General features: G+C 31.7%; 20 protein-coding genes. 2 read left to right on the forward strand and 18 right to left on the reverse strand.

What is annotated here, in order from left to right; translation table 11 throughout:
• Nucleotides 1-20: 20 nt before the first annotated feature.
• Complete coding sequence (locus ACREWB_RS15400) at nt 21-2,315, reverse strand: AAA family ATPase (protein WP_431548326.1); 2,295 nt, start codon at nt 2,313-2,315, stop codon at nt 21-23.
• A gap of 191 nt (nt 2,316-2,506) precedes the next feature.
• Here ACREWB_RS15400 and ACREWB_RS15405 point away from each other — a divergent pair, with 191 nt between their 5' ends.
• Nucleotides 2,507-2,932, forward strand: coding sequence for a hypothetical protein (locus ACREWB_RS15405; protein WP_431548327.1), 426 nt, complete (start codon nt 2,507-2,509; stop codon nt 2,930-2,932).
• Between the two features lie 59 nt (nt 2,933-2,991).
• On the opposite strand, the gene ACREWB_RS15410 is transcribed toward ACREWB_RS15405, so the two are convergent.
• Entirely contained in the window at nt 2,992-5,556 is a 2,565-nt protein-coding gene (locus tag ACREWB_RS15410) for a cation-translocating P-type ATPase (protein ID WP_431548328.1), read from the reverse strand.
• A gap of 178 nt (nt 5,557-5,734) precedes the next feature.
• On the opposite strand from ACREWB_RS15410, the gene ACREWB_RS15415 reads away from it, so the two are divergent.
• The gene (locus ACREWB_RS15415; protein ID WP_431548329.1) at nt 5,735-7,378 is read left to right on the forward strand and encodes a putative manganese-dependent inorganic diphosphatase; all 1,644 of its coding nucleotides are present in this window, start codon (nt 5,735-5,737) and stop codon (nt 7,376-7,378) included.
• 70 nt (nt 7,379-7,448) lie between these two features.
• Here the strand turns inward: ACREWB_RS15415 and ACREWB_RS15420 are convergent, their stop codons facing one another.
• The 16 genes from ACREWB_RS15420 to ACREWB_RS15495 form a co-directional block, all read right to left on the reverse strand.
• A complete protein-coding gene (locus tag ACREWB_RS15420) occupies nt 7,449-8,036 on the reverse strand; it encodes a hypothetical protein (protein WP_431548330.1) in 588 nt (195 codons plus the stop codon).
• A gap of 318 nt (nt 8,037-8,354) precedes the next feature.
• Nucleotides 8,355-9,152, reverse strand: coding sequence for a flagellar hook-basal body complex protein (locus ACREWB_RS15425; protein ID WP_431548331.1), 798 nt, complete (start codon nt 9,150-9,152; stop codon nt 8,355-8,357).
• A gap of 28 nt (nt 9,153-9,180) precedes the next feature.
• A complete protein-coding gene (locus ACREWB_RS15430) occupies nt 9,181-9,963 on the reverse strand; it encodes a flagellar hook-basal body complex protein (protein ID WP_431548332.1) in 783 nt (260 codons plus the stop codon).
• Between the two features lie 196 nt (nt 9,964-10,159).
• Nucleotides 10,160-10,621 (reverse strand): DUF6115 domain-containing protein, encoded by a 462-nt coding sequence (locus ACREWB_RS15435; protein WP_431548333.1) that lies wholly within the window; start codon nt 10,619-10,621, stop codon nt 10,160-10,162.
• Nucleotides 10,622-10,649: 28 nt separating this feature from the next.
• Complete coding sequence (locus tag ACREWB_RS15440) at nt 10,650-11,378, reverse strand: FliA/WhiG family RNA polymerase sigma factor (protein WP_431548334.1); 729 nt, start codon at nt 11,376-11,378, stop codon at nt 10,650-10,652.
• 12 nt (nt 11,379-11,390) lie between these two features.
• Nucleotides 11,391-12,035 (reverse strand): flagellar brake protein, encoded by a 645-nt coding sequence (locus tag ACREWB_RS15445; RefSeq protein WP_431548335.1) that lies wholly within the window; start codon nt 12,033-12,035, stop codon nt 11,391-11,393.
• A 12-nt stretch (nt 12,036-12,047) separates the two neighbouring features.
• Nucleotides 12,048-12,911, reverse strand: coding sequence for a MinD/ParA family protein (locus ACREWB_RS15450; RefSeq protein ID WP_431548336.1), 864 nt, complete (start codon nt 12,909-12,911; stop codon nt 12,048-12,050).
• Entirely contained in the window at nt 12,905-14,161 is a 1,257-nt protein-coding gene (flhF, locus tag ACREWB_RS15455; protein WP_431548337.1) for a flagellar biosynthesis GTPase FlhF, read from the reverse strand. The genes ACREWB_RS15450 and flhF overlap by 7 nt, the downstream gene beginning before the upstream one ends.
• The gene (flhA, locus tag ACREWB_RS15460; RefSeq protein WP_431548338.1) at nt 14,158-16,224 is read right to left on the reverse strand and encodes a flagellar biosynthesis protein FlhA; all 2,067 of its coding nucleotides are present in this window, start codon (nt 16,222-16,224) and stop codon (nt 14,158-14,160) included. Before flhA ends, flhF begins: the two co-directional genes overlap by 4 nt.
• A gap of 12 nt (nt 16,225-16,236) precedes the next feature.
• Nucleotides 16,237-18,075, reverse strand: a complete 1,839-nt coding sequence (locus tag ACREWB_RS15465) for a fused FliR family export protein/FlhB family type III secretion system protein (protein ID WP_431548339.1) — start codon at nt 18,073-18,075, stop codon at nt 16,237-16,239.
• Nucleotides 18,076-18,086: 11 nt separating this feature from the next.
• Entirely contained in the window at nt 18,087-18,356 is a 270-nt protein-coding gene (fliQ, locus tag ACREWB_RS15470) for a flagellar biosynthesis protein FliQ (RefSeq protein ID WP_431548340.1), read from the reverse strand.
• A gap of 10 nt (nt 18,357-18,366) precedes the next feature.
• Nucleotides 18,367-19,197, reverse strand: coding sequence for a flagellar type III secretion system pore protein FliP (gene fliP / locus ACREWB_RS15475; protein ID WP_431548341.1), 831 nt, complete (start codon nt 19,195-19,197; stop codon nt 18,367-18,369).
• On the reverse strand, nt 19,181-19,549 hold the full coding sequence (locus ACREWB_RS15480) for a flagellar biosynthetic protein FliO (RefSeq protein WP_431548342.1): 369 nt from the start codon (nt 19,547-19,549) through the stop codon (nt 19,181-19,183). The genes fliP and ACREWB_RS15480 overlap by 17 nt, the downstream gene beginning before the upstream one ends.
• Before the next feature lie 8 nt (nt 19,550-19,557).
• Nucleotides 19,558-20,010 (reverse strand): flagellar basal body-associated FliL family protein, encoded by a 453-nt coding sequence (locus tag ACREWB_RS15485; protein WP_431548343.1) that lies wholly within the window; start codon nt 20,008-20,010, stop codon nt 19,558-19,560.
• Entirely contained in the window at nt 20,007-20,750 is a 744-nt protein-coding gene (locus tag ACREWB_RS15490; protein WP_431548344.1) for a flagellar motor protein MotB, read from the reverse strand. Before ACREWB_RS15490 ends, ACREWB_RS15485 begins: the two co-directional genes overlap by 4 nt.
• Nucleotides 20,743-21,555 carry a motility protein A gene (locus ACREWB_RS15495; protein ID WP_431548345.1) on the reverse strand — a complete coding sequence of 271 codons (813 nt, stop codon included), beginning with the start codon at nt 21,553-21,555 and terminating at the stop codon, nt 20,743-20,745. The genes ACREWB_RS15490 and ACREWB_RS15495 overlap by 8 nt, the downstream gene beginning before the upstream one ends.
• Nucleotides 21,556-21,558: the final 3 nt, after the last annotated feature.

Raw genomic sequence — 21,558 nt, forward strand, 5'->3', positions numbered from 1 at the left:
TGTTTTTTACCTACGCCTTATTATTTTTTAGTAATATATTTTTTTAGTTCTTTGTTAATAGCTGTCATTACTACCTGAAAGTCAGTGTCAGCGTCTCCCATCAATATATCTACTGCATCTTCTATAGATGACATAGTATATATATGAAAATTCCCATTTTCAATTTCTCTTTCAACCTCATCATTTAAAACCAAGTCACCCGCATTAGACAGTGGAATTACTACTCCTTTATCCACTATTGTATCTACTATTTTGCACACCCCATAAAAACCCTCTATCTTGTCATTAGCCCCTCCTATTGGTTGGATATCACCAAATTGATTTACGGAACCTGTAATGGCAATATTTTGCTTTATAGGTATTTTACTTAAAGCTGAAAGCATGCATACTATTTCTGCAACTGATGCACTATCCCCATCTATTTTGCCATAAATTTGTTCAAAGCATAAGTGAAAATCTACTGGAAGTTTATTAAATCCCCCATTTATACTACTTATATATCCCTTTAATATATTAATAGACTTACTATGGATGCTTCCACTTAGATTGCTCTCCTTTTGAACATCCACAATATTTCCTTCTCCCTTATAACAGCAACAAGTAATCTTTATTGGTTTTCCAAATCTAAAATATCCTGCATCAATTACTGATAACCCATTAACTTGACCAATTTTACTATTTTTAACTTCAATAAGCATTTTATTATCAGCATAGTTATTTAGAATTTCTTTTTCCATAATATCTGTTTTGTATCCTACTTGAATTATGTCACCTTCACTAATTTCTCCTCTATTTTTATCTTTAATACTATTGTTTGATAAGGTTAATAGTTTAGTTATTTCATATTTATCATAATATATTTTTTCTTTACTCTGAGCCTTTCGTGATAATAACTTTGCAACCTCCCTTATAGCACCCTTAGTAAGAGATTTCAAATTATTTTCACTACAAATTTTATTTATTTCAAATACCAAAGAACTCTTTAAATCTTTGTCTATACTCTGAAGAGGATTACATTCTGCTTTTATCGTGAATATTTTTCTAAAGTCTTCATCATAGTTATAAAGTAAGTCATAAGTCTCGTAATCACCAATTAGAATTATCTTTTCCCTAATAGGTATGGGCTCCGGTTTCAAAGTGTTTATTGAGACAATTTCATAAAGGTTTTTGCTGTAAGCTAGGTCAACCTGACCCGTTAATAAGGATTTTTTTAAATAATGGTAAGCGGCTGGATTAGTCAGCAAACTATTAGCTCTAATTATTAAACATCCCTCATTTGCTTTTATCATACTTCCACCATTTATGAATTCTATATCCGAAGAATAAACCCCATTGTGATTTTCATATTCTATATTTCCAAGTAAATTCGTTAAATTGGGATCTTGCTCAAATATTACTGGAGGAACTAAATTTTTACTATTATCTACAATTACGTTTACAACATATTTATATATAATTTCATTTATTTTTTCCTCATCCTCATCATAACTTAGCGAATAATTATCTATAAGTTTTTCTTCAATATCCGCGCAGACTATATCAATATAATTCTGTACATCCGCGTCACAACTAAACATAATTTTATATTCTTCTTTTAAATCCAACATTTCATTTTTATAGAAGACTTCCATAATTTTCTTTAACTTTTCTAAGTCTCTATCTTCAATATCTTTTAATTCTTCTAATAGTTGCTTAGATTTATCTTTTAAAGTACTTACTGTTTCTAAAATAGTCTCTTTTTTACTCTTATCTAAGATGTCATATTCACTTTCAGTCATTTCCTTTCCACTGCTTAAAGGAATGAATGTGAATCCATTATTGCTGGATTTTATATCAAACCCATTTTCTTTTGCTGTATCTATTAATTTAGCAATTAGATCAGTCCTTTGCTTTTGAATATTTTCTGCAATATCATCTTTTTCTTTATTTATAGAACTGTTATAAAACTCAAATGTACATTCTAGATATTCATTCTGAATTTCCTTTATTACCTTTTTTAATTTATTACCTACTCCATTACTTACAAAAATAGGTTTCGGAGATTTATCATCTTCGAATAACACATAGCAAATGTCCATTGGCTTGCTTCTTTTTTCAAAAATATTATTTACATATTTAACAATATCTTTAAGCCCCTCTTTTGAAAAATCGTCTATTAAATAAATATTAAAACCCTCTTTATCTATACCTAATCCAGTTTTAATATTTTCTATTACATCCATATACTGTGGCATAACATCTAAGGGGTCTTGTACCTTAATGTCTTCAATATCAAATTCATAAATAATTTCACTTGGAGTTAATTCCCTCTTCATATTCCGCCTCCTCCCAATCCTTTATTATATTAATATTCTTAAATTATAAATTTAGGAACAAATATTATCATTAATAGATAAATATTTTAATAGACTATTTTTAATACTTGAGTTTGATTACAACATAAGATATAATTAGTTTATTGACTTTTTATATTTATTATAATTTTTAATGTAGAGGAGTAATACTAATGGGATTAAAAGACAAATTAACTAATAGTTATACAAATGCTTACTTGAAAAGATATGGGGATAGACTTACTCAAACACAAGGTAGAGTTCTATCTGTCAAAGTAGATGAAAAAATTTATTGGAAATTTTTAAGAATATTTAGTAAATTAACTGTAACTATCTTGGTAAAGGCAGACGGAAGCAAGTCTATTGCAAGATGCGTATTTAAGAAAAAACGTTGGTTTAAGAAAATTCACTTTATTTCTGTGCTTCAAGGACAGTCTGTTATAATTCAAGGAATGAAGGGTAAAAAAGGAAAAGAACACAGAGAACAAATTCAAGTTGTAAACATTAGAAATTTAACAACAAAGAAAGATTTAGTTCCAATGAAGGGAAATACTACTCCAAAAGTGCAAAGAGTAAGAGCCGATAAACATTTAAAATAAAAAGATGTATGACAAAGTTAGATTTTACTTTGTCATACATCTTTTTTTAGTACTCTACTTTAATGATTATGAACTAAATATAAATACAAACTGTTAATGAAAGATATAATGCCAGAGAAAAACAGAATAATTAGCCATTGACCGAAGTTAAGAGGTATTGTATGAAATACGCTCTGTAGAAAAGGTATATATACTATGCTAATTAACATTAATATCGATATACCAACTGCCCCAATTAGGTACAAATTTGTAAAGGGATTAATTTCAAAAAGTGATTGTTTTTCTGATCTACATTCAAAAACATGTATAAGTTGAGATAAAACTAGTGTACCTAGGGCCAATGTTCTACATGCTTCCAGACTCATGCCATAATAAATACCTGCAATAAATGATAAAACTGTACATACACCAATGAGGGTCCCACGAATGACAATCTTTTCTGTAAGTCCCCTTGAAAATACGCTTTCTCTCTTTTCTCTAGGCCTTTGGAGCATAATTCCCTTACCCGCAGGATCCACCCCTAGTGCAATGGCAGGAAGCCCATCTGTAACTAGATTAACAAATAAAATTTGAATTGGAAGTAAGGGATTTTCTAGGTAAAATAATGAAGCCAAAAACATAGTAAGTACTTCTCCTAAATTACAGGATAATAAGTATCTTATAAATTTCCTTATATTATCATATATTACCCGTCCTTCTTCAACTGCTGCAACTATTGTGGCAAAATTATCATCTAAAAGAATCATTGAAGCTGCTTCTTTAGTTACATCTGTTCCAGATATTCCCATAGCTATGCCAATATCTGCTTCTTTTATAGCAGGCGCATCATTTACACCATCACCTGTCATTGCAACAATATAATTTTTATGTTTATAAGCTTTTACAATTCTCAGCTTATGTTTTGGACTTACTCTTGCGAATATTCTAAAACCATCAATAGATTTGTCAAGCTCCACATCATTTAATTTATCTAGCTCATCTCCCGTTATTACCTCATTTGGAGATTTACATATATCTAAGTCCTTCCCAATAGCGTAAGCTGTATTTTTGTGATCACCTGTTATCATTACTGGCTTTATACCTGCAATGATACACTTTTGGACGGCCTCCTTCACCTCAGGCCGAGGAGGGTCAATTATACCTGCAACACCTATGAAAATTAAATTAGACTCTAAATTCTCGTTACGCGTAAGACCAGATACCTTATAGGCACAGGCGATACACCTTAACGCCTTAAAGGACATAGACTCCACAGCCCTTAATAGTGAATTTTTATAATTTAAAAGCATAGGTTGCACCACTCCATCAATGTATATATACTTACATTTTTCTATAACCCTTTCCGGCGCACCCTTAACATAACAAACTTCATTACCATCTTCACTAACAACGACTGACATAATCTTCCTAGTTGAATTAAAAGAATTTTCATATACCCTTGTAGATTTATTTAAAAATTCTTTTAGATCCTGTGTCTTTGTAAAATAAGCTTTAATTAATGCAGTTTCTGTAGGGTCACCAAATAAACATTTTTCCATATCACCTTTATTAAAATCATAGTTACAATCGTTACAGTATGTATAGGCTTTTTTCATTAATAGATTTAATGGTATTTTATCACTATCAACATAATGAACGCGACTATTAAAATATAATGCCTTTACTGTCATGTTATTTTGGGTTAGTGTTCCTGTCTTATCTGTACATATTACTGACGTACACCCTAACGTTTCAACTGCAGGTAATTTTCTAATTAATGCTTTTCTTTTAAGCATTCTAGATACCCCTAGTGCTAATGCAACTGTAACTATAGCAGTTAAGCCTTCTGGAATTGCAGCTACGGCTAAACTTATCCCAAGTAAAAACATTGTATACATATCTTGTCCACGCCAAATACCCATTACAGTTACAACAGCGCAAATAATTATACAAAGTGCAACTAATATTTTTCCAAGATGTTCTAGTCTTTCTTTTAGTGGAGACGGTTCATTTTCAATGCTATGAAGCATGCTTGCTATTTTTCCCATTTCAGTCATCATACCAGTGGCTAGAACTTTTGCAGTAGCTTTTCCTGTGAGAAGTATTGTTCCCATATAAATATTATTATCAGAGGACCTAGAACTTTTATTTACTCCCGCAGACTCTCCAGTAAGTAGTGATTCATCTAGCATTGCATTATTATCTTGAACCAATATACAATCCGCCGGAATTCTATCTCCACTTTCTAATACTACTAAATCACCAGGCACTAAATATATAGCATTTATTACTGACACGCCACCATTTCTTAGTACTTTAGCAGTTGGAGCTGCAAGCCTTCCAAGTGCCTCTAAGGACTTCTCCGTTTTATACTCTTGAATAAATCCTAGTATTCCATTCATTATAACTATAATAAATATGGTTATTGCATCAGCTTTCTCTCCCATAAGTCCCGAAATCACTGTTGCTGCTATAAGTACCCAAGTAATAAAATCGTTAAACTGTGATAAGAATATATGAATCGGGGATATCTTTTTTTTATTTTCTAATTTGTTCAGTCCATATTGTTTAAGCCTAGTCTCCGCCTGCTTAGATGTAAGTCCACTCCAAAGTTCATTACTATTTTCCGATCTTTCATTAATCACGTAAACTCCCCCTTATATTCTTCACTCTCTACTAATATATGTGTTATTTTACCTACATATGAAAAAACATACAGTGAATTATTTTAGCTTATCTTGGGTTTTTCTTTACAATATAGGCATTTCATTATAAACTAATACTAACAATCATTGCCAATGAAAATGACTAGGAGGAACATAAGTGAAAAACGTTATTTATATTACAGGGCATAGAAATCCAGATACAGATTCAATTTGTGCTGCTATTGCCTATGCAGAGTTTAAAAATAAGACAGGAAAAATTCCTGCAATACCTATAAGACTTGGAGAGATTAATCGTGAAACTCAATTTATTCTTAATTATTTTGATGTAGAGGAACCGAAACTTATAACTACAGTTAAAACGCAAATTTCAGATTTAGATATTGACATTGTAGCCCCTATTTCACCTGATATTTCTCTTAAAATGGCCTGGTCTATTATGAAAAAAAATAGTATAAAGACACTACCTGTTATAGATGAAAATGATAGGTTAGCTGGTGTAGCATCAGTTTCTAATCTTGCTGCAAGCTATCTAGATATTTGGGATAATTCTATTCTTGCTAAAAGTAATACGACTCTTGAGAATATTTTAGATACTTTATCAGCTAAATGTTTATACAAACCCGACATACCATTTAACATAGTAGGAAAGATTATTGTAGCTGCTATGCATCCAGATAGTACGAAAGCTGTAATTGAACCTGGTGATATTGCCATATGTGGAGATAGAGAAGACTCCCAACATTTACTAATTACATCTAAAGCTGCTCTCTTAATAGTTACAGGAAACCATGCGCCCACTGAGGAAATTATAAAACTAGCCGAAACTAATGAATGTACAATTGTGTTAACCCCTTTTGATACATTTACAGCTTCCAGACTTATAACACAAAGTATCCCTATAAGTTATGTTATGACTAAAAAGAATGTTTTAAGTTTTAATGTAGATGATTTTGTTGATGAGATAAAATATATTATGCTTGAAACTAGATACAGAAGTTATCCAGTTATTGATGAAAACAATAAAGTTATCGGTTCAGTATCTAGATATCATTTAATATCACAAAACAGAAAAAAAGTCATACTTGTAGATCATAATGAAAAAACTCAGTCAGTACCGGGACTTGAAGATGCTGATCTATTAGAAATAATAGACCACCATAGAATTGCAGATGTACAAACTGGTACCCCTATTTATTTTAGAAACGAACCTGTAGGTAGCACCTCAACAATTATTGCCTCCATATTCTTTGAAAATGGAATTAGACCCTCTAAGAAAGCAGCAGGAATTCTATGTGCAGCAATTATTTCTGATACCCTACTTCTAAAATCTCCTACTTCAACTTTAATAGATAAACTTATATTAAAAAGATTATCTACAATTGCAGATTTAAATGTAGAAGAGTTTGCCAAAGAAATGTTTAAAGCTGGTACCTCCCTTGAAGGTAAAACTGCAAAGGAAATTTTTTACCAAGACTTTAAGGTTTTTACTCTTAATAATTTTAAAATAGGAGTATCACAAGTTGGCACAATGTACATTGAAGGCTTTGACCCAATGAAAGATGATATGATAAATTTAATGAATAAAAAAACCGAAGAAAGTGGCTTTGACATCATTTTGCTAATGCTAACCGATATACTAAATGGCGGTTCCACATTAATAGCCGTTGGTGAACATAAAGAAGTTATTTCAAAAGCCTTTAATATTACACTTACTGATAACGGAGTATACATTCCTGGTCTAGTTTCAAGAAAAAAACAAGTTATACCCCCTATTACAGATGCCATAAATAAAACAAACTAAATTAGTAATTTAAGTAGTAGAAAAATGGAAGCATTTATTTTAATAATAAATGCTTCCATTTTTTTATGTTCTATAATAAATACACCACTACAAAAGCTGTAAAAATCATAAAACATATAGAATAACTAATATTTAAATAATTCTTAACACACACATCATCGATCTTATTGTTATAGTCTCCATAGGATTTTAGGTAATGCATATTTTTCCCATTATAATGACAGTAAAAATTAACAGATCCTATATAGGCAGCTAATATATCCACATTTAACATAGGCATCTTAAAAAGATTGCTAATATAATCACCTTTAAATTTTACCTTGAACTTTCGATTTCTTAAAACATAAATTATATATAAAAAAACTTCAGTTATCAATGAAGGAATTATGTTAGCTATAGCTACTAATAAACCCATTAAATTAAGTTCCTCATCAAAGCTAATATTGTAGAGTAGAGTAAATACAATAGCTGACGCATTCCCAAGTATTACAATATAAAATAATGGTGCAATAAATCCACATACTAGTGCTCTAGATATAGTGGAAATGGTGTCATAAAAATGCTTCTTTTCCGTGTTATTTATATTTTTTCTCTCTGTATTACTTATATCTAATACTATAAAAGCTGTGATGGCATTGTATATCTCATTATTTTTCACAATAAAAAGCCCCATATATATAAAAGTTAAAGCACATAAATATAAAAATTGTATCACATAAGGGTTTTTGATTTTTTTCCTTATTTTTTTGTTAACAGTTCGCACTAGCCCTTGTCTGTCGAGTTTCCAGAGTAATATACTAATTAAACAACCAACTGTATATCCTATACCCAAATTCATCCCTCCTATTTCATATTGTTACAGCCACTGCTAATAATATATGAGGGATTCTCAATAATTAAAACTATTTCTCAATTATTATTTTGTAAAAGTAAAAATAGACATACTCATAAGAGCATGTCTATTTTTATATTTTATTTATCTTCGCAAATTATTAGCCATTTGCCACATTTCATCAGCCGTTTTTAAGGTAGTAGAACTAAGTTGGAAAGCTCTTTGAGTAATAAGCATTTGAGTCATTTCAGTTGTAATATCTACATTTGATAGTTCTAAAAAACCTTGTCTAATAGAATAATCTGTGCTATCTATAGCCTCTGAACCAGGCCTTGGCATAAATAGACCATCTCCTATAGAAACCATTGAATTGTCACCAATAACATTTGAAATCTTCACTTTTCCCACAGCCAAGTTACCTGCTGGTTCTTTTACGGATACAACTCCACTCGAATCTACAACGAAATTGTTTCTTTGGAATTTATAAGGTCCATCTATAGTATTAATATTGTTACCAGAATTATCTACTATACTAAGCCTATTTCCTTTAGGGTCAACTATATTACCATTTGCATCTGTTGTAAAATCACCAGCTCTTGTATAAGCCTTGCTATTGTCTGCTTGAACTACTTCAAAATAACCCGTTCCATCTATAGCTAAATCTGTTGGAACGTCTGTAGATGTAATATTTCCTTGGGAAGTATCTCGCGTCCATTCCCCAACCCTTACACCAGTACCATTTTGTAGTATTGCTTTACCATCTTTACCTGATGATACAGGGTACCCTGCTCTATCAAGAGATTCGTAGACTAGATCCTTAAAATTAGTATTAACTTTTTTATACCCGTTGGTATTTACATTTGCAATATTATTTGATATGCTATCTAATTTTTCCTGTTGGGCCATCATAGAACTTCGACTACTCCATAACATTCTTAACATATACGCTTCACCACCCTCATTTTAATAACTACCTTACTGTACCAACTTCATTTACTGCTTTTCCTAGTGTTTCATCTATAGCCTGTACAACCTTTTGGTTACTTTCAAAATTTCTCATTATTGTCATCATATTTACAATTTCACTTGTCACATTGACATTTGATTTTTCTAATGCGTTTTGTCTAACTGTAACATCAGCATTTTGGATAGGGTTTGCAGCTTCAAATAAATTATCACCAATTTTTTTCATGCTCTTATAATCTTCAAAGTCTACGGTACTTAGTTTGTATCGATCTTCCCCGTTAACTTTTATATTTCCATACTTATCAGCTACCATTGTGCCTTCGCCAACAAATAGTGGTCCATTTGCATTTGTTAGTTTATCTTTGCATAATACCTTATCTCCACTATCCGTTACTAAATATCCCTTTGCATCAACATGAAAATCACCACTTCTAGTGTAATAATTTTTATTATCAATACCATTATCTCTTTGTACGGTAAAAAATCCACTTCCTTCAATAGCAAAATCTGTAGATTTATCCGTAGTTTGAATTACTCCTTGCGTGAAATATGTATTTAAATCATCTATTTCACTCCCCATACTTAAGGATCCAATAGTACTTTTAGTATTCACACCGTTTACAATTTTATCGTAGTTTTGTATTAGCACGTCATCAAATTTTTTAATAGAAAGATTATCACTTTTAAACCCAGTTGTATTGGCATTCGCTAAGTTATTGGTTACTACACTTTGTTTAGCTTCTCCCGTTATGAGTCCTGTAACTGCTGTATAAAGCCCTCTAATCATTTTTTCACATCCTTATTAATAATAATTGGCATTTCATCAGGATAACGCATTCCATATCCTTTAGCTTTTATTTCAATTTTTCCTTTACTCATTTCATAATTTATCTTTGCACCACTTAGTAAAATAGATGATAAAATCATACCTATGCCTATTCCTATTAGAAGTTTTCTATCACTTAGAAAGTCTATTATTTTTTTTATCTTATATATAAATCCTTTATTAATAGCACTTCCCCCTTACCTAGATGTAGCATTTCTGATATTGAGTCCTCAGAATACCCTTCATCAAATAATTTTATTATTTTCTGGATTTTCTCACTATTATTATTACTAATATTGGGCTTAGCTATTACAATTTCTTTTTTATCATACATTATCTCACTATCTTCTTTAGGTAATTCACTTGTTTTATGCAATTCCTTATTATTATGTAATTCCATATTTGTTCCCATAATCCTCTTCATATCCATTATTTCACTTTGTAGTTCTAAAATACTTTCAGAAAACTCTCGTCTAAGTTCTCCTATTCTAATATCATCATCATTAATATTTCCCATAGCGCTTCCTAGCACTCCATTAAAGGATCTATTTTGTTTTTTTATAGCTAAAACATTTAAAATCACAAGAATTAATCCGATAAAAATCAGAAACCATGGCATATTACTCACTCCATCTTTTTAAATTATATTATATTTCATATTTTAGCTTTGCTAGTGCTTTTCTTAGATTTATGAGAGCCCTACTATGAAGTTGACAAACCCTTGATTCAGATACACTTAATATATTTCCTATTTCTTTTAGTGTAAGCCCTTCATAATAATAAAGCGTTATAACCAATTTATCTTTTTCCTTTAGGTGATCAAGACCTAACGCTAAGTATTCAATTTGCTCTTTTTCTTCCAAAGTTTTTTCTGGACTTGGACTCTTATCATCTTTTATTGTACCACTAAGTGGCATGTCATCCTCATCAGAAAATATTAAATCTTCAAGTGATACTATTGATATATAATTTATGGTATTTTCAATGTCTGAAACCTCATCAATTGTAATATTTAGCTCGCTTGCTATTTCATGATTTAGTGGTTCTCTATAAAGACGTTTTTGTAGCCTTTCAATAGCTGCATTATATTTGTTTAGCTTATCCATAGCACCTTTAGATATAGGGCTATTTCGCCTGAGCTCATCAATCATAGATCCCTTTATCCTTATTGATGCATAGCTTGAAAACTTCATACCTTTAGTATCATCAAATTTCCCTAGTGCATCCATAAGTCCTAGCATACCATAACTAATTAAATCTTCATATTCAACATATTTAGTTTTACCAATTATTACTCTAGACGCAATATATTTAACTAGAGGTATATGCTGTTTCACAATTTGCTCGCGTTCAGAAGCTACACTTGCTATTGACATATCTACACCACCCTAAATTTTTTTCATCTGTTCTCTCATAAGTTTAAAATTAAGCTTAATAATTTTTTCACGAGTAGCATTATCTAAGAATTCAAAACTAAGTCCACAATTAAATCTACCTTCATCATCTTTAACTATTCGCATTGCTTGCCCTACTATAAGTATGTCTTCGTCATTAATAGTTAAACATACCAAAATAAAATTACTTAACTTAATTTCTTCTGATATTTTAACCTTCATGCCACCACCACTTAAATCTAGTAATATAGCCTGCGAATATTCGCTTTCTTGTATAGTGCTAGGACTAGTCATTGGCTCATTTTTAAGATTTATATATTTAACTGTCCCTATTGTAGGTACTCTAACATATTTCCTTCTTTGAATCTTTTTTATTTCCACAGGTATTGCTATAAGTAAAATAGGTATGTTTTCAAATTTACGACCTATAACTACTGACTTAAATTTATATAGATTATCTTCTTCATAATAAATTACATCTATAAGCGTCCCCTTAGATAGTGGAAGATATTCTCCCGAATTAATGGGAATGCTAATTGCTATATATTGTTCTGTTATATCTTGTATATTACTCTTAAAATATCTTTCGTCAACTAGGATTTCTAGCTTCTTATTTATGGTAAAATCCACTTTAGTCATTACACCAACCCCTTATGAAAAAATACTGAAGATTTTTTTAAATAACCCTTCTACTCCCATACCACTTGATTTGTGGCTAGCGCCTTCGATTTTATTTGCAATCCTATTTATGTCTTGAGCTGCTTCAGAATGCGGGTAGCTTATAATTACTGGTTGTTGCGTTCTTACTGCATAAGCTAATTTCTTATCTTCACTTATTTTACCTAAATACTCTAGCTTCATGCCTAGAAATTTAGTAACTGCATTGTTAAATTTATTATAGGTAAGGTCAGCTTCCTTATTATCTAGAGATCTATTCACTATAACCTTAGCAGAATCTTTAATGTTAAAATGTTTAACAGCCTTAAGCAGACTATATGCATCAGTTAGTGATGTAGGTTCCGGTGTGGTTACTATTACTAAATCTTCTGAGCAAGCTATAAAGCCTAAAACACTTTTATTTACACCAGCACCTGTGTCCATTATTATGTAATCAAATCCTGTTAAAGCTGACAGCTTATCTAAAAACAAATTTCTTTCAGCTTCTGTTAAATCCTCAACTTTTGTAAGTGCTGATCCACCTGCTAGAAGCTTCACACCAAAAGGTCCTGTTAGGACAACATCCTGAATTTCTTTGCCTTTACTTATAACATCAAAAACATTATATCTAGAAGTACATCCCATTATAATATCATCATTTCCCATGCCAATATCTGCATCAAAAATCATAACTTTCTTGCCCATCTTTTGAAGTGCAATAGATAAATTCACTACGATATTGCTTTTACCAACTCCCCCTTTACCAGAGGTCACTGTTATAATTCTAGGTCTACTTATACCACTTGTATCATCATTTTGAACTGCCATTTGCCTAAGTCGTTGTGCTTGATCTAGCATATGGTATCCTCTCCTAATATAAGACTAATAAGCTTGTCCTCGGATAGTTCTTTAATATCATCAGGTACGTTTTGACCAGTTGTCACAAAGCTTAGTGGAATTTTCGCAAGCCTAAGTATATTAAGGATGGAACCATAAGTGGAAGTTTCGTCTAATTTAGTTACTATTATACTATTATAATGTAAAATTTGATATCCTTCAATAATATATTTAATATCTTTGTTCTTTGTTGTAGAACTTAGCACTAAATGAATATTTTGAGTATCAGCCTTTTCTACAAATGTTCGAAGTTCAGAGATTTGCATTTTATTTTTACTACTACGTCCTGTAGTATCAATTAAAATCACCTCTCGATCACTCATCCCTTCAATTGCCTTATCCATATCATTCATATTATATACAACACTAAAAGGTATATTCATAATATCTGCGTAAGTTTTTAGCTGCTCTACTGCACCGATTCTATAAGTATCTACAGTAATTAGTCCTACCTTTTTTTTCTCAACTAGTGCAAGCCTTCCTGCAAGTTTAGCAATAGTAGTAGTTTTACCTACACCTGTTGGCCCTACCAGTACTATTCTACCTTGTAATTCTGGTTTAGTAACATGAATCATATCTTTTAATACATTCTTTGTCTTTTCAATTTGAGTGATTTCAGTTTCGTTTGACTCAGCTTCACTGGGCTCCACTTCTTCTATTTTTTTCAATATATAATCAATATTTTGTACGTCTACATCATTATCTTCAAGTATTTGAGCGATTGAGCTTTTAGGTTCATTACTACAATTAGTTTCCTGTTTACTATCATTTTTCAGCGGATTAGTATTCGAGAGCGAATTAGTATTCGTTAACGAATTAGTATTCGTTAGTTTACTGATCATATTTTTCATTTCATTCATTTCATCCATTATATGTTTTGAGAAATTATTACTGCTATCCTCATGATTTATAGGAATATTATGTACTTCATTATTCTGTTTTGTATCTTCTTTATGGTAACTACTAATTTCACTTTCCTTCTGAACAACTTTTTTAATCGCTTCAATACCGTCTTTTACATTTTGCTGCTCTGTATTTATTTCATTTTCAACTGCAGCCGTTACTTCAACAATCTTCGAAGAGAATAAGCCTTTTATTCCTGGTTTTCGGATTTTTCTTTGGCTTATAATTACCGCGTCGCTGCCTAGCTCATATCTTATCCTTGTCATAGCCTCATTCATATTATTAACTACATATCGTTTTATAATCATTGTAGAGTCACAACTCCTTCGGTTTTAATCTCCACTTCATTGGGTATCTCATTAAGAGAAAGCACTGTAATATTCGGGAACACCATTTCTATAAGTCTTCTAAATGCTGGTCTTATCTTTGGAGATACCAGTATTACCGGCTGATTATTATGAAAATAAATTGTGCTAATATTATTCTTAATAGAATTTAATATCTTACCTGTAGTATCTGGATCTACTGCCGGAAAAGAACCTTGTATGGACTTCTGAATATTACTGGCAATAGCATTTTCAACTTCAGGTGAAAGCGTTATGATTGTTATACTCCCATTTTCATCAACTAGTCCATTACAAATACTTCTTCCAAGTGAAAAACGTACGTATTCTGTTAAAACTTCTATATCCTTAGTTATCCTAGAATTATCTGCTAAAGATTCTAAAATTGTAACCATATCCTTTATAGCTACTCTTTCTTTAAGCAAGCTTTGAAGTACCTTTTGCACTTCACCAATAGTCATAAGATCTGGTATTAGCTCGTTAACTACGGTATCATATTTTTCTTTCACTGAATCAATTAGAAGCTTAGTTTCTTGCCTACCTAGCAGTTCAAAGGCATGACTTTTAATAGTTTCAGTTAAATGAGTTACCATTACGGTAGTTGGGTCCACAACTGTGAGTCCCTTAATTTCCGCATCTTCCCTTTGGTCATTGTTTATCCACACTGCCGGAAGTCCAAAGGTTGGTTCAATAGTTTTAATACCTTGTACGTTAATATCCTCAGAACTTGGATCAATGCATAGAAGCATACTTGGCATTAAGTCTCCTTTAATTATAACAGTTCCGCGAATTTTAACTACGTATTCGTTTGTTTTAAGCTGCAGATTATCTTTAATTCTAATGGGCTGAACAACAATTCCCATCTCTAGTGCACACTGCCTTCTTACTGAGGCAATTCTTTGAAGTAAATCTCCTCCAGTAGCCTCATCTGCTAAGGGAATGAGTCCATATCCTATTTCTATTTCCATAGGCTCCACAGAAATCAAATTCATTACATTTTCAGGTTCTCTATTTTCAGTCTCATAATTTTCTTGTTCATCGTTTTCTATTCTAATTATCTTTTGATCCTTTTCATCCTTAAAGAGGAAATATGAACTTGTTGCAGTAATTATAGATAATACTATAAAAACAAAGTGGGGCATTCCTGGAATTGCAGCTAGCACTAATAATACAACTGATGCCAGTGCAATAACCTTTGGAAACGCAGTAAGTTGCGACGTTATTTGAGTTCCTAAATTTGTAGTACTACCAGATCTTGTAACCAGAATACCAGAAGCAACTGATATTAAAAGCGCCGGAATCTGCCCTACAAGACCATCCCCTACTGTAAGCCTAACATAAGTGGAGGTAGCCTCGGAAATTGGCATTCCAAGCATTACAACACCTATAATTATCCCACCAAAAATATTTATTATAGTAACAATTATACCAGCTATAGCATCTCCCTTTACGAATTTGGAAGCTCCATCCATAGCTCCATAAAAACTAGCTTCATCTTGGAGTTTTGTTCTTCGCCCTCTTGCCTCTTCTTCAGTTATAGCACCTGCATTAAGATCTGCATCTATGCTCATCTGTTTACCTGGCATAGCATCTAATGTAAATCTAGCTGAAACTTCTGAAACTCTACCAGCACCAGCTGTGATAACTATAAACTGTATAATGATTATTATTAAGAAAATAATTATTCCGACTACATAATTTCCTCCCACAACAAACTCACCAAAAGCCTCAATTATATCACCTGCATAAGCTTCTGTAAGTATTAGCCTTGTAGAAGATATATTTAATCCAAGGCGTAAAAGTGTTGTGATAAGCAGTAATGTTGGGAAAACAGAAAACTGCAAAACTTCTGTTGTAAACATTGTTAAAAGTAAAATTACAACTGCCAGTGTTATATTCATTGCTATTATTACATCAAGAAGCTTTGGTGGTAATGGAATGATTATCATTAGTACAATACCTATTACGCCAAAGGCAACTAGAATATCTAAATTATTTTTTAATTTGAATCTTGTATTTTCAGCCACAGTTATCATCCACTACTTTCTTTTCTTTAATTTGTATACTATTGCTAATATTTCTGCCACAGCTTCATACATATCAGCTGGAATTTCAGATCCTATCTCAAGCTCTTTATATATTAACCTTGCAAGTGGTTTGTTTTCAATAATCGGCACATCATTCTCACTTGCAACCTCTTTTATTTTTATAGCAACATTATCTGCACCTATTGCTACAACTATTGGAGCACCTTCTCCTCCTGTCTCATATTTAATGGCAACTGCAATATGAGTTGGGTTTGTAATAACCACAGTAGCATCTGGAACTTCCTGCATCATTCTACTAGAGGCCATTTCTCTTTGCTTTTGTCTTATCTTAGATTTAATTTGTGGATCTCCTTCTTGTTGTTTGTATTCTTCTTTAATTTCCTGTACGCTCATTTTAAGTTCTTTGTTATGCTTATATTTTTGATAGGCAAAATCTGCTACGGATACTATAAGCATAAGTATAGCGATTTTGAAAAATATCTCTAGGACTAGTTTTCCAAAAACCACTAAAATAGCTTCTATTTTAAGGCTTCCATAATTCATTATATCTAAATAATTACTACTGATGAAATCATAAGCTACATAGACTATAGCGCTTACTATAGTTAAATTTTTTACTAAATCCACTAGGGACCTTGTAGAAAATATCTTTTTAAATCCACTTATAGGATTTAACTTTTTTAGATCTGGTTTAAGTGGGTCGCCTGTAAATATAAAACCTGATTGTATTAAACTTGCAATAATCCCCATGATCATAATAGGCACCACAAGTGGTAAAACAAGAAGTACAAATCTTAGTATTGCCGTAAGATGTACAGTTCTTACAGTATACTCAGTAAGAGGCAATGTTAAATAATTTCCAAGAAAAAGACTTAATATGCCTTTTAAATTACCTAATGCATAAGAACCTAACAAAATCATAACAAGGGTAACTGTTAAAAGTGTAAAGGTAGAAGATAATTCCTTACTCTTTGCTACTTGTCCCTTTTTCTTTGAGTCTGCTTTCTTTTTAGGAGTAGCGTCTTCAGTTTTTTCACCACTATCTGCTGATATAAAAATAAGTAATGGTATTACCCTATAAAACTCTTTTATTATATCTGGAACAAGATAAAAAGAATTTACTATTAACTTTAATGCAGCAGGTAAAAGTAAAACAAAACAACTGAGTCCTACTAGTATTTTTATTGGCATACCTAAAATTATAATATTTAGCGAAGGTACCGTTCTTGATACTAAGCCCATACATAAATCCGTTATGATTATTATCAGGATAATTGGTATGGCAATTTTTAGTCCCAGTGTAAAAAACTGAATAAAAACTTTTACCATCATCATAGCTGTTTCTTGCACAAGAATAAACTTACCAATCTTTACAACATTAAAAGATTCAATAATAGCCCTTATTAACATATGATGACCATCTACAACAAAAAACATTACTATACTTGTCCAGTAAAGTAAGCGCCCAAGTAGTGTAACATTTTCATTAGATACAGGATCAAATATACTCATCATAGAAAATCCTACTTGAAAATCCATAAGTTGACCTGCCATCTGTGCTGAGAAAAAGCAAAACTTTGTTATATATCCAAGTGTTAAACCAGTGATAACCTCCGATATAAAAAATATTATCAGTGTTCCGTTATTATTAATTAAATTTACATTTTCATAATTAACCCCTGGCAAAATCAAAAACGTGAACATAACACAAAATCCAACCTTTACCATTGGAGGCGAAAACTTAGGAAAGAAAATCGGTGTACTCATAAAAAATCCTGATATTCTAAGGAGTACCATTATAAAGCCTAAATAATAAGCAGTATTCATCAAAACATTTCCACCTAGCCTCCCATATTAACCATAAGATCAAATATTCTAGTTGTAAAAGTAACTATAGTGCGAAGCATCCAGCTACCCATTAGGAGTCCCATTAGTGCTACTGCAAGAAGCTTTGGAACAAAAGTAAGTGTCTGCTCTTGAATTTGAGTAGTTGCTTGAAATATACTTATTAATAGCCCTACTAAAGTAGCTGTAAGTAGAATTGGAGCACCCATCAATATTGCGGTTTGAATAGCATCTTTTATTACAGTTAAAACAATACTTTCGGTCATTTAATTCACCTCAACTAAAACTCATAATAAGTGATTTTACAAGTAGATTCCATCCATCTACCATAATGAATAACAATAATTTAAAGGGAAGCGAAATCATAACTGGCGGTAGCATCATCATTCCCATAGCCATAAGTATACTACCAGTAACAATATCTATTATAATAAACGGTATGAATAAAAGGAATCCCATCTCAAAAGCTCTTCTTAGTTCACTTATTATAAAAGAAGGGACCACCACATACATGGGTACTTTATCATAGGTAAGTTTAGGCTTCCCGTTTGTAAGTATTTCATTACCCTTTGCGTCAACTTCATTCTTAACTGTATCCTCTTTTTGTCCTACTTCTAAAAATAGTTTTAAATCCTTTGTTCTAGTCTGTCTTAACATAAAATCCCTCATAGGCGCAGACCCTTTTTCAATTGCAACTTCCTGAGTTATTGTATTATTTAAATAAGGAGTTAAAGCCTGCGTATTTACTTTTTCAAAGGTTGGTGCCATAGTGAAAAATGTTAAAAATAGTGCAAGTCCTACAATAACTTCTTTGGGAATTGCTTGTTGAACACCTATAGCGCTTTTAAATAAGGATAATACAACAATAATTCTAACGAAACTAGTAGACATTATAATAATTGAAGGTAAAAGTGTAAGTACTGTAAGAAGCATTAGAAGCTTAATATTATCAACATATTCAGTTGGCGTATTTGCATTATCAACTGAAATATTAATTTTAGGTATCGGTAGTGTCTGAGGCGCTGCACTTACAACTTTTATTGTAATAATCCCTATTACACATAACCCCAAAGCAAAAATAAACAAGTTTTTATTTTTTATTTTCATTTTTTACATCCTTTTTAATAATATGTTTTTTAAATAAATCTTTCATGTCTTCAAACTTAGGTATATCTTTACTATTTTCAATACCAGTAACCTCTTCAGCTGGAAGTTCAAATAGAATACGTATTTCCCGGGAACTAGAAGATACTGCGTATGCTTTCGCACCAATTTTCACAACCAAAACACTATTTTCCTTAGATAGTGCAACTCTATCTAAAATTTTCATATATTTACCATTTTGTAATTTTTGAAGTTTAGTGCTGCCGTATTTTAGTGATAAATACATCAAAACTAATATAAAAGGCAAGAATATTATAATTTTAAAAATAAGAATCCAAAAATCTCCATCTATCATTTCATCACCTACTGTACTAATATATCATTAAAATATATATTAGTAATTTTGCCCTTAGTTAAATTTAGATTTATACTTTTAATTAACTCATTTTTTATAAGATCAAGACCCGTAACACTAAAGTCTGCAGCATGTTTTGCTCTAATATATGTATTAACTGCATCTCTAATAATTGGCTCATTTTTTTCATCTAATTCTGTAGTTAAATTCTTATTAATTTCATACCCTATATAAACATTCACTTTCAGATACCTTTTGCCACCGTCATCTATAAGGTTTATAGTGAATTCACCCAAGGGATAAGTTTGCTCAATAATCGCCTCTGGTTTAGCAGGTACGCTAGAATTTTTTTTGTTAAGGAAGTACATAACTCCAAAAGTTGCGCCGCCAATTATGACGAGTATTAATAGAACTATAATGATAATCTTAAAAGAATTTCCGTTTTTTGGTTTATCACTCATTTTTTAGTGGCCTCCTTTTCATTTGCGACAATTAAAATATTTACTCTTCGATTTAAAGTTCTATTTACATCGTTATTATTCGGTGCAATGGGCTGATATTCGCCGTAAGCAACAGATGTAAATCGCTCTGGATGCATTTGGTCATTCATTCCCACAAAAAATTCAAGTACATTTAATGCCCTTGCCGAAGATAATTGCCAATTATTTTTATATTCATAATTACTAATTGGTACATTATCTGTGTGCCCCTCTATTACAATATCATTAGGGAAAGAAGATACAAGGCCGCTTATTGTTTTTAAAACAGGTTTAATTTTACCTATAATTTCTGCTTTTCCACTCTCAAATAAAATGTTTTCCCTAAGTTGAATTATAACCCCTCTATCATCAGATTTTAACTTTACTATGTTTTCCAGTTTTTTCTCTTTTATAAAACTTTGGACTTTTTCATATATGTCTTCCGTCTCAGTAGTAGCTGTTGTATCTGGCACCGTTGGCATAGGTTCACCAACTAATGGAATTTCTCCGCTTTTCACATTTAAATCCATAATAGTAGTTCCAGCTTCGCCTGTGAGTACTGATTGAAGTGAAGATGCAATTTGTTCGAACTTAGCTGCATCCACTGTTGAAAAGGAATATAATAAAACAAAGAAAGTTAGAAGCAGTGTCATGGTATCAGCAAAAGTAGCAATCCAAGCATCTGTTCGCATCTCCTCTTTATTATTTTTCTTTCTAGGCATCTTCGCTCACCCCAGCAGCTTTGGCTTGCTCCGCGTAAAATACAGTTCTATCAAAAGGAGATAAGTAAGATGTTAATTTTTCTTCAACAATTCTTGGATTTACACCAGACTGAATTGCAAGTACTCCTTCAAGCATCATCTCACGATTATTCACTTCAATACTAGATTTATAATTCAAATTTTGAGCCATTGGAATTAATATTAAATTTGCTAGAAGTGCCCCATAAAATGTAGTTATTAATGCTTTTCCCATACCAGAAGCAAGAGCTGAGGAATCGCTTAAATTTGCTAACATTTGAATAAGTCCTATAAGGGTACCAAGCATACCAAAAGCAGGTGCATAAGCTCCCCAAGCTTTTAACATATTAGCGCCATCAGTATGACGTCTCTCCATTTCCCCTATTTCTAATTCCATAATTTCCTTTATTGTTTCAGGTTCCAGTCCATCAACTACCATTTGAAGTCCTTTTTTTAAAAACTCATTTGTTAATTGTGCCATCTCATCTTCCAGAGATAAAAGTCCTTCTCTTCTTGCCTTTTTAGATAAATTAGTAAAACTATTAATAATTTCTGTACTAGACATTGTACCTTCTTTAAAAGACTGTACAAGAACTTTGATTACCTTCTTCATTGCTGAAAGAGGGTAAGCTATGAGCAGTGCTGAAAATGAACCTCCTACGGTAATTGCTATTGAAGCAGGGTCAAAAAAAATTTTTAAACTAGCTCCTCCAGCTGTCATACCCCAAAAGATTAAAATAACCCCTACAATAAGTCCAACACCTGTCAACATATCATGTTTTTTCATGGC

The organism is Clostridium sp., from assembly GCF_050717635.1.
Lineage (GTDB): Bacteria > Bacillota > Clostridia > Clostridiales > Clostridiaceae > Clostridium_AD.